At 62.1% G+C, this 13554-nt stretch carries 9 protein-coding genes, 1 tRNA gene and 1 pseudogene; 5 read left to right on the top strand and 6 right to left on the bottom strand.

Going from position 1 to position 13554, the window contains the following annotated elements:
* Positions 1–713: 713 nt before the first annotated feature.
* Entirely contained in the window at positions 714–2054 is a 1341-nt protein-coding gene (locus PSO31014_RS21960; protein ID WP_150553553.1) for an MFS transporter, read from the bottom strand.
* Positions 2051–3447: pseudogene (locus PSO31014_RS21955) on the bottom strand (M20 family metallopeptidase). The gene PSO31014_RS21960 and the pseudogene PSO31014_RS21955 overlap by 4 nt, the downstream one beginning before the upstream one ends.
* Before the next feature lie 224 nt (positions 3448–3671).
* Here PSO31014_RS21955 and PSO31014_RS21950 point away from each other — a divergent pair.
* Positions 3672–4589 (top strand): LysR family transcriptional regulator, encoded by a 918-nt coding sequence (locus PSO31014_RS21950; RefSeq protein WP_150553552.1) that lies wholly within the window; start codon positions 3672–3674, stop codon positions 4587–4589.
* Between the two features lie 83 nt (positions 4590–4672).
* Here PSO31014_RS21950 and PSO31014_RS21945 read toward each other — a convergent pair whose 3' ends face one another.
* From PSO31014_RS21945 to gloB, 3 genes are all read right to left on the bottom strand, one after another.
* Complete coding sequence (locus PSO31014_RS21945) at positions 4673–6574, bottom strand: propionate--CoA ligase (protein WP_150553551.1); 1902 nt, start codon at positions 6572–6574, stop codon at positions 4673–4675.
* A 409-nt stretch (positions 6575–6983) separates the two neighbouring features.
* Entirely contained in the window at positions 6984–8669 is a 1686-nt protein-coding gene (locus PSO31014_RS21940; RefSeq protein WP_150553550.1) for a transglycosylase SLT domain-containing protein, read from the bottom strand.
* A 325-nt stretch (positions 8670–8994) separates the two neighbouring features.
* Positions 8995–9777 carry a hydroxyacylglutathione hydrolase gene (gene gloB / locus PSO31014_RS21935; RefSeq protein WP_246176981.1) on the bottom strand — a complete coding sequence of 261 codons (783 nt, stop codon included), beginning with the start codon at positions 9775–9777 and terminating at the stop codon, positions 8995–8997.
* Positions 9778–9836: 59 nt separating this feature from the next.
* On the opposite strand from gloB, the gene PSO31014_RS21930 reads away from it, so the two are divergent.
* The 4 genes from PSO31014_RS21930 (at position 9837) to PSO31014_RS21915 (ending at position 12353) form a co-directional block, all read left to right on the top strand.
* Complete coding sequence (locus PSO31014_RS21930) at positions 9837–10706, top strand: methyltransferase domain-containing protein (protein WP_150553548.1); 870 nt, start codon at positions 9837–9839, stop codon at positions 10704–10706.
* Between the two features lie 11 nt (positions 10707–10717).
* Positions 10718–11167, top strand: coding sequence for a ribonuclease HI (rnhA, locus tag PSO31014_RS21925; protein WP_150553547.1), 450 nt, complete (start codon positions 10718–10720; stop codon positions 11165–11167).
* 112 nt (positions 11168–11279) lie between these two features.
* Positions 11280–12020: a DNA polymerase III subunit epsilon gene (dnaQ, locus tag PSO31014_RS21920; RefSeq protein ID WP_150553546.1), complete on the top strand. Its 741-nt coding sequence runs from the start codon at positions 11280–11282 to the stop codon at positions 12018–12020.
* A 258-nt stretch (positions 12021–12278) separates the two neighbouring features.
* Positions 12279–12353, top strand: a tRNA-Val gene (locus PSO31014_RS21915).
* A gap of 293 nt (positions 12354–12646) precedes the next feature.
* On the opposite strand, the gene PSO31014_RS21910 is transcribed toward PSO31014_RS21915, so the two are convergent.
* Positions 12647–13381 (bottom strand): DUF6680 family protein, encoded by a 735-nt coding sequence (locus tag PSO31014_RS21910; RefSeq protein ID WP_246176980.1) that lies wholly within the window; start codon positions 13379–13381, stop codon positions 12647–12649.
* Positions 13382–13554 lie beyond the last annotated feature (173 nt).

Genomic DNA, 13554 nt, shown 5'->3' with positions numbered 1-13554 from the left:
CGAGGAAGCAATGGCCAAGGAATTGGAAACCGCTGGGTTAGCTCAACGTTGCACTTGACTCTTGAGACCGCCCAGTGCAGGAGATGCATTTAGCTCTTTTCTAGGAACGACCAAGAATGAAAGCATCGGTATTAGCGAAACCGAAAGTACAAAAAACATGCAACAGCGTAGCAATCTTCTTTCCAATGTTTTTTATCGCGAATTTGTCATCCCTGCGGGGCGTAAATTGCAGGTCAGAAATTCATTTATCGAACTAGGCCATTTTTATCATAGTCCGCTAGGATCCGTCAAAATGGTAAAAAATTCAGTGAGTTGCTCAAGCGATATTGTTAGCTTCGTACCTGAACCAGGAAAAGACTACGAAGTCGGCTCCTACAGAAATGGGCGCCAATGCTCGGTCATGGTTTTCGAAATCCGTAATCAGCAAGGAACAGTACTATCAACTCCCATTGAGATCGACTAGGACATTCTGACGCCCCCCCCATTTGAATAGCGCGTCACGTTGCAAAGCGACGCTGCTGGGCAGACGCCTCAATTGAACACCGCACACCGCCCGATTCACCGCACACCGAAATTCCGGATGTATCGCAAAACGCATACATTCCGGCAGGCGAACCGCCGACAAACCAAAAAGGCGCCACGACCGCCTCGCACGCATCCCTCACATGCGACGCCGCCGGGCGCCTCTTCATTCCACAGCCAATCGTCTCGCCTCAGCGCACGCCCATCCGCGTTTTGGCGATCACTAGCGTCGTCAGACTCACCACCGCCCCCACCATCAAATACAGCCCCGGCGCCAGCTTGTTGCCCGTCGACGCAATCAGCCAGGTAAAGCCGCCAAAGATCGTCGTACCGAGGTTGTAACCCACCGCCATGCCCGTCGCCCGTGTTCGTGTCGGGAACAACGACGAAATCAGCGCCGGAATCGGTGCGAAGTACACCGCCTTCAACGTGCCCACCCACAGCATCACGACCATCATCGTCAGCAGCGACGCATGCGCATTCATGTACGCAAACGCCGGATACACCGTGCAGAAGAACAGTGCCCCCGCCGCCAGCATGATGCGAATACGCCCCACCTTGTCCGACCAATGCCCCACGAACGGCGTCAGCGTCATGATGACGAAGCCCGTCACCAGCGTCGCAATGTAGCCCTGCGCCGGCGGCAAACCCAACTGTTTCGTCGCGTAAGTCGGCATGTACAGGATCATGTAGTTGGCCGTCGTCGTCAGCACCAGCGCCCCAATCGACACCAGCAGACGCGACTTCTGCGTTGCCAACACCTCTCGTACCGGCGATTGGCCCGCGTCGTCGCCCGCCACCTGCGCCTGACGCTTGCGCGCCACGTCATGCTCGAATGCCGGCGTCTCGTCCACGTACTTCCGGATGTAAAGCCCGATCGGCCCGACCAGCATCCCGAACAGGAACGGAATCCGCCACCCCCACGATTCCAGTTGCGGCTGGGTCAGCGCCCCGGTCAGCACCGCCCCGAACGCCGACGCCAGCAACGTGCTCGCCCCCTGGCTCGCAAACTGCCAGCTCGACATGAAGCCCGGCCGGTTCGGTACATGCTCAACCAGAAATGCCGTCGAGCTACCAAACTCGCCGCCCGCCGAAAACCCCTGCAACAAGCGCGACAAGAAAATGCCGATCGGCGCCCAAACCCCAATCGCCGCATACGTCGGCATGAACGCGATCAGCCCGGTGCCCAAGGTCATCATCGCAATCGACAACATCAACGACGCGCGACGCCCCCGCCGGTCCGCATACGCGCCCAGCACAAACGCGCCCAGCGGACGCGCAAGATATGACAACGCGAACGTCCCCAGCGCCATGAGCAGCGACACCGTCGCATCGTGCGCGGGAAAAAACAACTTGGAGATCGTCACGGCAAAGTAGCCATAGACGATCAGGTCATACCACTCGAGCGCATTGCCGATCGACGTCGCGACAATCAACTTGTACACGGGCACGTCCGCACGCACCCCCTCGTTGCCGACACTCAACGCGCCGTTCGTTTGATCCGCCCCTGCGGCGGTCACTGAGCTGTTCATCGCGGCTTCCCCTCTTTCAGATCGACTTCCCCCAGATCCCAGAACAGACCCGCCATGATCTGCAACGCCTCGCGCGCCACCGATCCCAGCAGATGCTCGTCCGGCGCGTGCTGCGAACAGGCCGGGTACGAGTGCGGCACCCACAGCGTCGGCAGCCCCAGAACATCGGCGAACACATCGTTCGGCAACGTGCCCCCAGATTCGGCAGCAGTACCGGCGGCTTGCCCGTCGTCTCGCGCATCGACGTCAACGCCCACAGCACCCACGGATCTTCCGGATCGAGACGCGTCGCCATCACGCCGCGCTCGACCTCCACCTCGACCATCGGGAAACCGTGCGCGTCGAGATGCGCGCGCACGATCTCGCCCAGCCGCTCCCAGTCAGTGCCGACGACGAAGCGAATCTGCATGTGCGCATAGGCGTACGGCGGAATCGCGTTGACCGGCTTTTCCGGATTGCCGGTCTTGAACGCCAGCACTTCGATGTTGTTCCAGCCGATCACGCGCTCCGTCGGCGTCAATCCCGGCTCGCCATAATCGACGTCGACCTCGGGATCGTTCGGTCCGCCGCCCACCTCCAGCCCAGCAAGCGCGCGACGCACCGACGCCGGCACCTCCGGCGGACGCAACCCGTCGACAAGAATCTTGCCGTTGCCATCGACAATCGATGCAATCGCGTTCGCCAACACAACCCCGGGATTGCGCAACAGTCCGCCCCAGTTGCCCGAGTGATGCCCGCCGTCGCGCAAATTCAGACTGAGCTTGAAGTTGACCAAGCCGCGCGAGCCGAGAAACACCGTCGGACGTTGCGCCGCCAGTCGCGGCCCGTCAGAGGCAATCAGCACATCGGCCCGCAGTTCGTTACGCAGTTGCTCGCAAATCGCGTGCAGCCCCGGCGAGCCCATCTCCTCGCCCATCTCCACGATCATCTTCACGTTGTAGCCGAGCTTGCCGCCACGCAACGCCAACACCTCCGCCAACGCCGACAGGTTGATCGTGTGCTGCCCCTTGTTGTCGGCGGTGCCACGCCCGTACCAGCGATCGCCTTCCACCACGATCTCCCAGGGCTTCAGGCCGTCGCGCCATTGCGCGTCGTAGCCTCGCACCACGTCGCCGTGACCGTAGGTGAGGACCGTGGGCGCATCGTCGCTCTCGTGACGTTGCGCTATCAGGAACGGGCCGCCGCCCGGCACCGGGTTGGGCACGATGCGCGACGTAAAGCCCAGCGCCGCCAGCGCGGGCGTCATTTCGTCAGCGAGATAAGCGTGAAGGACGTCGCCGCTGTTCGGCTCCTGACTCTCGGTCTTGTAGGCGATGCGGCGGTTGAGCGTATCGAGGAACGCGCCCGAATCGTATTGGGCGGTGGCTTGGGTAATGGCTGCGCTACGTGTCACTGCTTGTCTCCAGATGGCTTTTGAGGGCACGGCTGCCTGGCTCGTACACACGGCCACGCGTGTCGGTAGCACGCTGCTGCACAACCGTTGAGGCCATTCTAGGAGCGGGTAATTTTGACAACAATGATAATATTTCGAAGGTTTCGTTGCCGTTTCGGCAAAGCTAAAATCGCGCAAAACCCCGCGCTTTCGGCGGCGTCATCCGCCACTTCGGTCATCTGCCCATGCAAACGCACGCGCTACGCTATTTTCTGGAAGTCGCCCGCACGGGCTCACTCAGCCGCGCCTCCGAGCGCCTGCACGTGGCCATCTCAGCCTTGAGTCGGCAGATCGCAAAGCTTGAGGAAGATCTTGGTACGCCATTGTTTGAACGGCGTCCGCGCGGCATGGTATTGAGCGAGGCGGGCGAGTTGCTTGCCGACCACGCGCGTCGCATGCTGCTCGATGCGGAACGCGTCACGTCGGAAATCCGGGGGCTGTCGGAAGTGGGGCGCGCGACAATTCGCGTCGCCAGTGCGGAGGGTGTCGCGCGGGATTTCCTGCCACAGGTCTTCGCACGCTTTCGCGAAACCTACCCTGGCGCGCACTTTCTGCTCGATGTTGTCTCGCCGTTCGTCGCCACGGAGCGCGTACGCGACGGCGAATCGGATATCGCCGTGTGTTTCAGCGTCGCCCCGGAAAAAGGGGTGCAGGTCGTTCACACGCAACCGGCGCCGATCTATGCCTTGATGGCCAAGAAACATCCACTCGCCAAACGACGCGACATCGCGCTTGCCGACTTGCTGCCCTACCCGATGGCGCTATCGAATGCCGGCGTGACCATCCGCCAGATGTTCGACCTGTGCTGCATTCTCGAAGGCCTGCTGTTCGAACCCGTATTCGTGAGCAACTATCATGCCTCGCTGCACAGCTTCGTGCGCTCCGGCAATGCCGTGACGCTCACCGGTCTGCTCACGGTGCGCAGCCGGCTCGATCCGGAAGGGCTCGTCGCCATCCCCATTCGAAATCCTGCGCTGCACCAACGCTCACTGCAAGTGCAGACAATGGCCGGACGCACCCTGCCCGCCCCCGTCGAAGCCTTTCTCGGCCTGCTGATCGACGCCATCCGCGCGCCCGAGATTCTCGACAAGCCGTTTAGGTGACGAGGTCGAATTGGGAGACGGGACATCGACGGGCGATGACCCGTCATGAGCACGCGCCTGCGCCGTGCTCATGACGGTGCGAACTACGCGCCCTTCACCGCGTCGCGTACCTGCTCCAGCGCCGCCGGATCTTCCAGCGTGATCAGATCGCCGGTTTCGCGGCCTTCGCAGATGGCCTGGATGGCGCGGCGCAGCAGCTTGCCCGAGCGCGTCTTGGGCAACATCGCGACGAAGAACACGCGTGCCGGACGCGCCACCGCCCCAAGTTGCTTGTCCACCGTTTTCATGACATCGCCCTCCAACGCCAGACGCGCCTCGGGCGTGGCCGCCAACGCGGGTTGACGCAGCACCGCGAACGCGATGGCCACCTGCCCCTTCAGTGCATCGTGCGCACCGATGACCGCGACTTCCGCCACGGCCGGGTGACTCGAAATGCTCTCTTCGATCTCGCGCGAGCCAAGCCGATGGCCCGCCACGTTGATCACGTCGTCGGTGCGACCGAGGATGAAGTAATAGCCGTCTTCATCGCGCACGCCCCAGTCGAAGCTCGAATACAGCGTGCGGCCTGGCACCGTCTGCCAATAGGTTTTGACGAAGCGAGCGTCGTCACCCCAGACGGTGCTCATGCACCCCGGCGGCAGTGGCCCTTCGATGGCCAGCACGCCCTTCTCGTTCGGCCCGCAGTCCTCGCCGGTCACCTCGTTGACGAGCTTCACGTCGTAGCCGTACACCGGCTTGCCCGGCGACCCGAGCTTGCCCGGCAAGGCCTCCACGCCGCGCACCATGCCCAGAATCGGCCAGCCGGTCTCCGTCTGCCAGTAGTTGTCGACGACCGGTTTGCCCACGCCGTCGGTGAGCCACCGCGCCGTCGGTTCGTCGAGCGGCTCGCCCGCGAGGAAGATCAGCCGCAGCGACGACAGGTCGTATTGCGTCAGATACGCCGGGTCTTGCTTCTTGAGCACGCGAATCGCCGTGGGCGCGGTGAATAGCTGCGTGACCTTGTACTTTTCGACAATGCGCCACCAGATTCCGCCATCGGGACGAATCGGTGTGCCCTCGTACATCACCGTCGCAATGCCGGCGAGCAATGGCGCGTACACGATGTAGCTGTGCCCCACCACCCAGCCGATATCAGACGCGCAGAACATCGTGTCGCCCGGCTTCGCGCAGAAGATGTGCTGCATCGACGCCGCCAGCGCCACCGCATACCCGCCGGTATCGCGTTGCACGCCCTTCGGCTTGCCCGTTGTGCCGGAGGTGTAGAGCACGTAGGACGGCTCACTCGATTCGAGCCATTCGCAAGCCACGGCGGCATCGAGAAACTGCTCGCGCAACGGCGCGTAGTCGACGTCGCGGCCCGGCACACGTGTCATCGGCGAGAGGCCCCGGTCGATCATCAGCACATTCGACGGCTTGTGCTGCGCGAGAGCGATGCCTTCGTCCAACAGCGGCTTGTAGGGCACGACCTTGCCGTTGCGCGAACCGGCGTCGGCCGAGACGATGACAGTCGGTTGTGCGTCGTCGATGCGTGCCGCCAGATTGACGGATGCGAAGCCGCCAAATACCACCGAGTGGATTGCGCCGAGCCGCGTGCAGGCGAGCATCGCAAACAGGGCTTCGGGCACCATCGGCATGTAGATCAACACCCGCTTGCCGCGCGCAACGCCGAGCGATTGCAGCGACGCCGCCATGCGATTGACTTCCGCCGCAAGCTCGTCGTACGTGTAGACACGCTCCTGCTCGGTCTCCGTCGACACCCAGATCAGCGCATTCTGCGAGCCACGCGATGGCAGATGGCGATCGACGGCGTTGTGGCACAGATTCGTTCGGCCGCCCACGAACCATCGCGCAAACGGTGGCTTGTCGTAGTCGAGCACTTGGGTGAAGGGGGTCTCCCAGTCGATCAGGCGGGCCTGCTCCTCCCAGAACGCCGCGCGCGAATCGGGCGCAATGGAACGGGCGTGAAACGACGCATACGAAGTCATGGTGTCTCCTTGCATATAGGGATGGGCTCGCGCGCCCGTCCCTCACCGGCGGTGCCGGTGGAAAACGGAGCTGGCGCGGCGCCGGATCGGGCCGGCAGGGTCGAGCGGCATGTCGCCGCCGACCGGCAATGCGTTTCGGTGCAATGAATTCGTCGGACACGGATGTCGTGCCTCGCGCTCAGTGTGCGCGTTGACGCTTACGGAAGGCTTACCGGACGGGCACGCCCACGCACGGAAATGCTAGGGGAATACGCGAAGTCAGCCGGGATCGGTGATACAGCGGACGGGCGTTGCCAGGACGTTGGCGCGCCACAATGACAAACGCCCGCGAGGTGGAAATCCTCACGGGCGTCGGGTGGTGCGGTGTTTCGGCGACCTGCCGATCACCGAGCGAAGTCGATGTTACGGCTCAGCGCTGTGCCGTACGGGTGACCTTCGAGGATGTCTTGGCCGCTGGCTTCGCAGCCGTCTTGGCCACCGTCTTGGCGGGTGCCTTCGCCGCGACCTTGGTCCGGGCCGTCTTGCCGCCGGATGTAGCCGCCTTGGTTGTCTTGGCCGGGCTGGCGGCAGGCCGACGCTCCACCACGCGGATCATCTTGCCGTGCTTGCCGCGCACCAGACGCGTGCGCGGGGCTTCGCCGTCCCCTGTGGCCGCCGCCGGGGCCTCGGATGCAGCCGCCACACGCAAGGCGTCCTTGACCGGTACATGAAGCACCAGCAGTTGGCCCGACGTGAGCGTATCGCGGCGCAGACGATTCCAGCTCTTGATCTGCGCGACGCTCACGCCACTGCGCTGGGCCACGCGGGCAAGCGTGTCGTGCTTGCGAGCACGCACCATCACCTTGCGCGTATCGGGAATATCCGGCTCCAGCGCAAGCACGGCATTGCGTGCTACCGACGCGCTGATGTCCTGGTCAATGTCGTCCGAGCGCGGCACCAGCAAAGTCGAGCCCGCCTTGAGGCGCATGCGCGGCGCAATGTTATTGACCGAACGGATGACCGCGGCGTCGACACCCAGCTTGCGCGCGACGTCTTCAGGACGCTCACGCGATGCGGACGTGTAGGTCGTCCAGCTCGATAGCGGCTTGTCATAGCCCTTCAGACGACGCTGAAACACTTCGGCGCTATCGAACGGCAGGAGAATCTTCGGCTGTGCCGCGCCAAGAATCACCGGCTTGCGGAACGACGGATTGAGTGCGCGGAATTCGTCGAGCGGCAGGTCGGCCAGCTTCGCGGCCAATGCCACGTCGATGTCGCGCTTGGTGGTCACGCTGACGAAGTACGGGTGATTCGGAATTTCGGGCAGCTTCACGCTGTAGATTTCCGGATGCGCAATGATGTTCTTGATCGCCTGCAGCTTCGGCACGTAGTAACGCGTCTCGGTCGGCATGCGCAGGCTTAGGTAATCGGTCGGCAACCCTTGCGCCTGGTTACGCTCGATCGCGCGCTGCACGTTGCCTTCGCCCCAGTTATAGGCCGCGAGCGCCAGTTGCCAGTCACCGAACATCGCATAGAGCTTCGAGAGGTAGTCGAGCGCTGCGGTCGTCGAGGCGAGCACGTCGCGGCGCTCGTCCTGGAACATGTTCTGCTTGAGGTTGTACGTCTTGCCCGTGCTGGGAATGAACTGCCACATGCCGGCCGCCTTCGCCGTCGAGAGCGCCTGCGGGTTGTACGCACTTTCCACGAACGGCAGCAGCGCGAGTTCCGTCGGCATATGACGGCGCTCGAGTTCTTCAACGATGTGGAACAGGTATTTGCTCGAGCGCTCGATCATGCGCTCGACGTATTCGGGACGCTGCGCATACCACTGCGTGCGGTCCTGCGCGAGGTCGGTGTCCAGATCGGGGATCGCGAAACCATGACGAATGCGCGACCAAAGGTCGGCGTCGTCGCTACCGTAGGCCAGATCGTTGATCGAGTCGCTGTCAAGGTCGATGGTCTGATCGCTTGAGACGCGTTGCTTGCCTTTGGCCGTCGTGGCGAGGGGCGATTGGCCCTGCGCAGTCGGCGTGGAACTCAATGCACCGTTGGTCGGTGCTGTGCCGGCACACGCCGCCAGAAGCAGCGTCAGTAGCAAGCTAACGATAAGTCGCATTGATCGGGCTCGAATTGGGTTGCATCTTCATGAAATTGGCAAGAATGGTAAGGAAACCCTTCAGATGCGTCAACCATTCTGCCTAATTTTTTTGCAAAATTTACGCAAAAAGACCCCAAATTTGAGGGTTATCCCCGATCTTTGACGGTCGCGATGTGGCTGAAACGAGACGCCCGGACAGCGGGCTCGATGGGATCGGTAAGAGACCGAAACATCGCAGGGAGGGGATGCGACAAGGCTGAGCAGATGCGAGCGAACATGTCAACGCCCGCTTTGTGACAATGTCATGCCACGCCACGCTGTTGACAGCGTGGCAGAGTCACGATCAACGGAAGCTGTCTTTCCAGCTACGCACGGTAGCGAACACCGCCTCGCGAGAGAGCGACGCGCGCCCGGCATGGCGTTGCGCGGCCGCGATGACCGCCGGTGCGTCGCTGCGCAGGAAGGGGTTGGTCACGCGCTCCTGGGCGAGCGTCGTGGGCAGTGTGGGACGGCCGGCCGCGCGTAGCGCCGTTGCCTCCCGATGCCACGCATTGAGCGCCGCGTTATCCGGATCGACCGCCAGCGCGAAGCGAATGTTCGACAGCGTGTATTCGTGCGCGCAGTGCACGAGCGTGGCGGGTGGCAGCGCCGCGAGCGCATCCAGCGACGCGAGCATCTGTGCGGGCGTGCCCTCGAACAGGCGTCCGCAGCCGCACGAGAACAGTGTGTCGCCGCAGAAGAGATGCGGCGCACCTGCGGCCCCGGCGCCGAGGAAATATGCGATATGCCCTTGAGTGTGGCCGGGCACGTCGATCACTTCCAGCGTCATGGCCGGGGCAGCGATGTGAACAGTCTCGCCGCCGCCATGCGGATGATCGACGCAGGCGATGGCTTCGCCGGCCGGGCCGTGCACGGGAACGTTGAAACGCTCGAGCAGCGCATCGACACCACCGATGTGATCGGCATGTTTGTGCGTGATGAGAATGGCGCGCAGCGTGAGATTACGCGATTCGAGATAGGCGAGCACCGGTGCGGCGTCGCCCGGGTCGACCACCACGGCATCTTTGCCGTTATCGACGACCCAGAGATAATTGTCCTGGAACGCGGGGACGGGGAAGACGGTCATTGTTCCGGCCGACGCCTCACTTACCGCATCTGCGTGCGCATCCATATATACTCGCCACCATGTCAGAACGTCCGATTATAGACTGGCCCCTCTGGCTCGTCTCACCACCAGGCCGCTACGCGCTCGCATGGGAACAGGCCCTTTTCGACCAATGGGTCGGGGATCTGTTCGGCTATCACGCGCTGCAACTTGGCCGCCCCGAACTGGATACGCTGCGCGAAAACCGCATGCCATATCGCGGTCTCGTCTTGACGGCTGCGCGCGGCCCCGACGCCTCGCCGCTCGTGACCAAGGCCGCCAGCGACACGACCAGCGGCACGCCATCGTGCCACGCGGACGCGGCCGACATGATCCCACGCGACATCCTCGTGAGCCGCTTCGACGAGTTGCCCATCGCCACGGCGAGCACCGATCTCGTGGTCCTGCCGCACGTGCTCGAGTTTGCCGAGAATCCGCATGACATCCTGCGCGAAGTCGAACGCATTCTCGTGCCCGAGGGGCAGGTCATCATCACCGGCTTCAATAATCTGAGCCTGTGGGGCGCGCGCGAAGAGCTGGGGCGTCTCGCCGGCACGCCGTTCCTGCCGCCGGGTGCCGATCTCATCGCCTTCACGCGCCTGAAGGACTGGCTCAAGCTGCTCTCCTTCGATATCGATCGCGGTCGCTTCGGCTGCTACCGCCCGCCCCTGCGCGGCGAGCACTGGCTACAGCGCTTTGATTTCATGGAACCGGCCGGCGACCGCTGGTGGCCGATCTTCGGGGCACTCTATGCGGTGCGCGCGGTCAAGCGCGTGCGGGGCATGCGCTTGGTCGGCAAAGTGCGCAAGCGTATACTCGGCCTCCAGCCGGCGGCGGCCCCAGCGACCCCGGTGGCGACACCCAACACCACGCATCGCCAGATGGCGCAAGCGGCCGACGCGCCCGATTGATCGTTTGAGAGATGACCTTGCCGCAAGTTGAGATCTACACCGACGGTGCCTGCAAAGGCAATCCTGGCCCCGGCGGCTGGGGCGCCCTGCTCATCGCGGGCAAACACCGCAAGGAAATGTTCGGCGGCGAAGCCAACACGACCAACAACCGCATGGAGCTTCTGGCCGTCATTCGCGCGCTCGAAGCCCTGAACAAGCCCTGCAGCGTGGTGCTGCACACCGACTCGCAATATGTGCAGAAAGGCATCAGCGAGTGGATTCACGGCTGGAAGGCCCGTGGCTGGAAAACCGCCGCCAAGGCGCCGGTGAAGAACGCCGACCTGTGGCAGACACTCGACGCGGTCTCGCAGAAACACCAGATCGACTGGCGTTGGGTGAAAGGCCATGCCGGGCACGACGGCAACGAAGCCGCCGACCAGTTGGCCAACCGCGGCGTGGAAAGTCTGCGTCGCGGCCAGTGAGCCGATGGCCAGCGCCGCCATTTGAGCAGCATCCGCGCATTGCGTGAGGGATCATGGCCCGCGGCGCGTCAATTCCGAAAGCACACGAAGCACACGAGATTCAACGAACAGCATGCGACAACTGATCCTCGATACCGAAACCACTGGCCTGAATGCGAAGACGGGGGACCGTCTGCTGGAAATCGGTTGCGTCGAACTGGTCAATCGCCGCCTGACCGGCAACAACCTGCACTTCTACATCAACCCCGAGCGCGACAGCGATCCGGGCGCATTGGCGGTGCACGGGCTGACCACCGAATTCCTTTCCGACAAGCCCAAATTCGCCGAGATTGCGGAAGAGTTGCGCGAGTACTGCCGCGATGCCGAAATCATCATTCACAACGCGGCGTTCGACCTGGGCTTCCTGGACATGGAGTTCGGCCGCCTGGGCTGGCCGCCGTTCATGCAGCATTGCTCGAGCCTGATCGACACGCTGTTGCGTGCCCGGGAGATGTTCCCCGGCCGACGCAATTCGCTGGATGCGCTTTGCGAGCGTCTCGGCGTGAACAACGCGCACCGTACGCTGCACGGCGCCCTGCTCGACGCGGAATTGCTCGCCGATGTGTACCTCGCCATGACGCGCGGCCAGGAGAGTCTCGTCATCGAGATCGGCGATGGCGACGGGGGCGACGCGGGCACCCAGCGCGAGAAGATTTCGCTGCGCCAGTTCGATCTTCCCGTGATTGCGGCAGCGGACGACGAAGTCGCGCAGCATGCCGGTGTGCTGAATGACATCGACAAGGGAATGAAGGGGACGTGTGTGTGGCGTACCGAACCGGCGGTCCCGGACGGCGACGCGGCGCCGACGGCGTGAGTTCGCAACGAGCCACACGGAAAATTCGCACGAAGGCCTTCCCAAGCTCGAAAAACATCCCTATAATCGCGGTCTTTGCTGCTTGCGAGTCATCGCGAGAAACGGCGTGAAGTGATCGAGAGATATCGTCACGGCGGCAGCAAAAATAGAACAAAAGAAAAGTTGCGGACTTCTGCGAAAACAGTTAAAGTTCTGCTCCTGATTGCGAAACAAAAGCTTCAGCAATCAGCACTAAATCATTGATTTAGTTAATGATTTGGGTGGTTAGCTCAGCGGTAGAGCACTGCCTTCACACGGCAGGGGTCACAGGTTCAATCCCTGTACCACCCACCAGATTCTCTGGTGAGTTTTCCCAGAAGAAACAACGGCTTAGGTCCAACGACCTAAGCCGTTTTTCTTTTCTGCGAGTCACTTCTTGGCTGTGCCGCGAGACTGCACGAGTCCTATGCACGTCCTACGGCTCCGGCGAATTCTGCTTGGTTTTAAGCCCAAGCTGGATTGCTTGGACACCGCTATTCTACCCTGCCGGACTCAACAGGCAGGGATTCACGACGATACGTATGCGAGCCTAGCTCGTTGATCTTCGGCGCAAAGATCGCGCTTCCATACATTGCCGGAGCCGATTATTAAGCCTGCCGGTCCGGGCCGCCGTCGCATCGCACCTCAACTGGCGCTTCTCCGGCAACACCAACAGCGCGGTCGGTGAGTCTTCCCAGTATTAGCGCCAAGCTTCCCATCAACTCGCGCTGATTCCTCACCAACTCAGCCTGTCCATTTCGCTGCTGCTCAACTGCAGCGGCATCAATCGGCCACGCCTTTACTTCCATTGCGAGCGGCTTTTGACCGGACATCACATCTAGCGCAAGCTTTCTCACGGCTTGCTGCTCAAGTTCCACCGTGCCGTGAGCTTCCGGAGAATAGCTCCCGGCTTTTAGTTGCTGGCGGTCAAACTTGAAGTTTGTCGCCGCCGCAAGTCGCTCCAACAGGTTGGTGAACAACTCATCTCCTCGACCAGTCCAATCACGAAACTCTGCATCATTCTTTGGCCTGCGCTCCTCTGATAGGCTTAGATGGGCATGGTAGTCATGCCACGCGTCCAGCACTGCCTGAGACTTCGGCCTACGCATAGTGATACCGAGCACGCGTCGCCCGTAGAACGCCAGATCAATGGAGTTCAGGGCCCGCACATGCTCCATCGAGATTCGCGATTGACGCGTCGCCATTAACGTGGTGAAAACAAGAACACGCCGACTTGTCCCCTCACGCGCTCGCTCCACCCACTTTTGCGCCTGCACGGCTAGGATCGGTCCGGCAACCGTTGCGCCAACCAAAACCCAATCTTTTGCGTCGAGCCCCCACATTTTTCACCCCATTGTTTGCAGCAAGACGGCCAGCAGTTTACGCAATTTACCTGCTTTGGAAGAAGATGCAGCCGCCTCGAAGGTCTACCCTACCCGGTAATGCCCCCATTTTCCACGGCCGCGAGAAGTAGAAACTAAGCGGCCATGGCCAGCCGCTGCTTCGGGGTAAAGCC

The organism is Pandoraea soli (assembly GCF_902459595.1).
Taxonomy (GTDB): Bacteria; Pseudomonadota; Gammaproteobacteria; order Burkholderiales; family Burkholderiaceae; genus Pandoraea; species Pandoraea cepalis.
Note: the sequence above shows the minus strand (reverse complement) of the source record. Positions and strands in the feature narration are given on the sequence as shown.

Excerpts from the sequence above, each read along its gene's own strand:
- PSO31014_RS21960 (WP_150553553.1), bottom strand. The coding sequence starts at position 2,054 with ATGAACAGCTCAGTGACCGCCGCAGGGGCGGATCAAACGAACGGCGCG.
- PSO31014_RS21950 (WP_150553552.1), top strand. The coding sequence starts at position 3,672 with ATGCAAACGCACGCGCTACGCTATTTTCTGGAAGTCGCCCGCACGGGC.
- PSO31014_RS21945 (WP_150553551.1), bottom strand. The coding sequence starts at position 6,574 with ATGACTTCGTATGCGTCGTTTCACGCCCGTTCCATTGCGCCCGATTCG.
- PSO31014_RS21940 (WP_150553550.1), bottom strand. The coding sequence starts at position 8,669 with ATGCGACTTATCGTTAGCTTGCTACTGACGCTGCTTCTGGCGGCGTGT.
- gloB (WP_246176981.1), bottom strand. The coding sequence starts at position 9,777 with ATGACCGTCTTCCCCGTCCCCGCGTTCCAGGACAATTATCTCTGGGTC.
- PSO31014_RS21930 (WP_150553548.1), top strand. The coding sequence starts at position 9,837 with ATGTCAGAACGTCCGATTATAGACTGGCCCCTCTGGCTCGTCTCACCA.
- rnhA (WP_150553547.1), top strand. The coding sequence starts at position 10,718 with ATGACCTTGCCGCAAGTTGAGATCTACACCGACGGTGCCTGCAAAGGC.
- dnaQ (WP_150553546.1), top strand. The coding sequence starts at position 11,280 with ATGCGACAACTGATCCTCGATACCGAAACCACTGGCCTGAATGCGAAG.
- PSO31014_RS21910 (WP_246176980.1), bottom strand. The coding sequence starts at position 13,381 with ATGTGGGGGCTCGACGCAAAAGATTGGGTTTTGGTTGGCGCAACGGTT.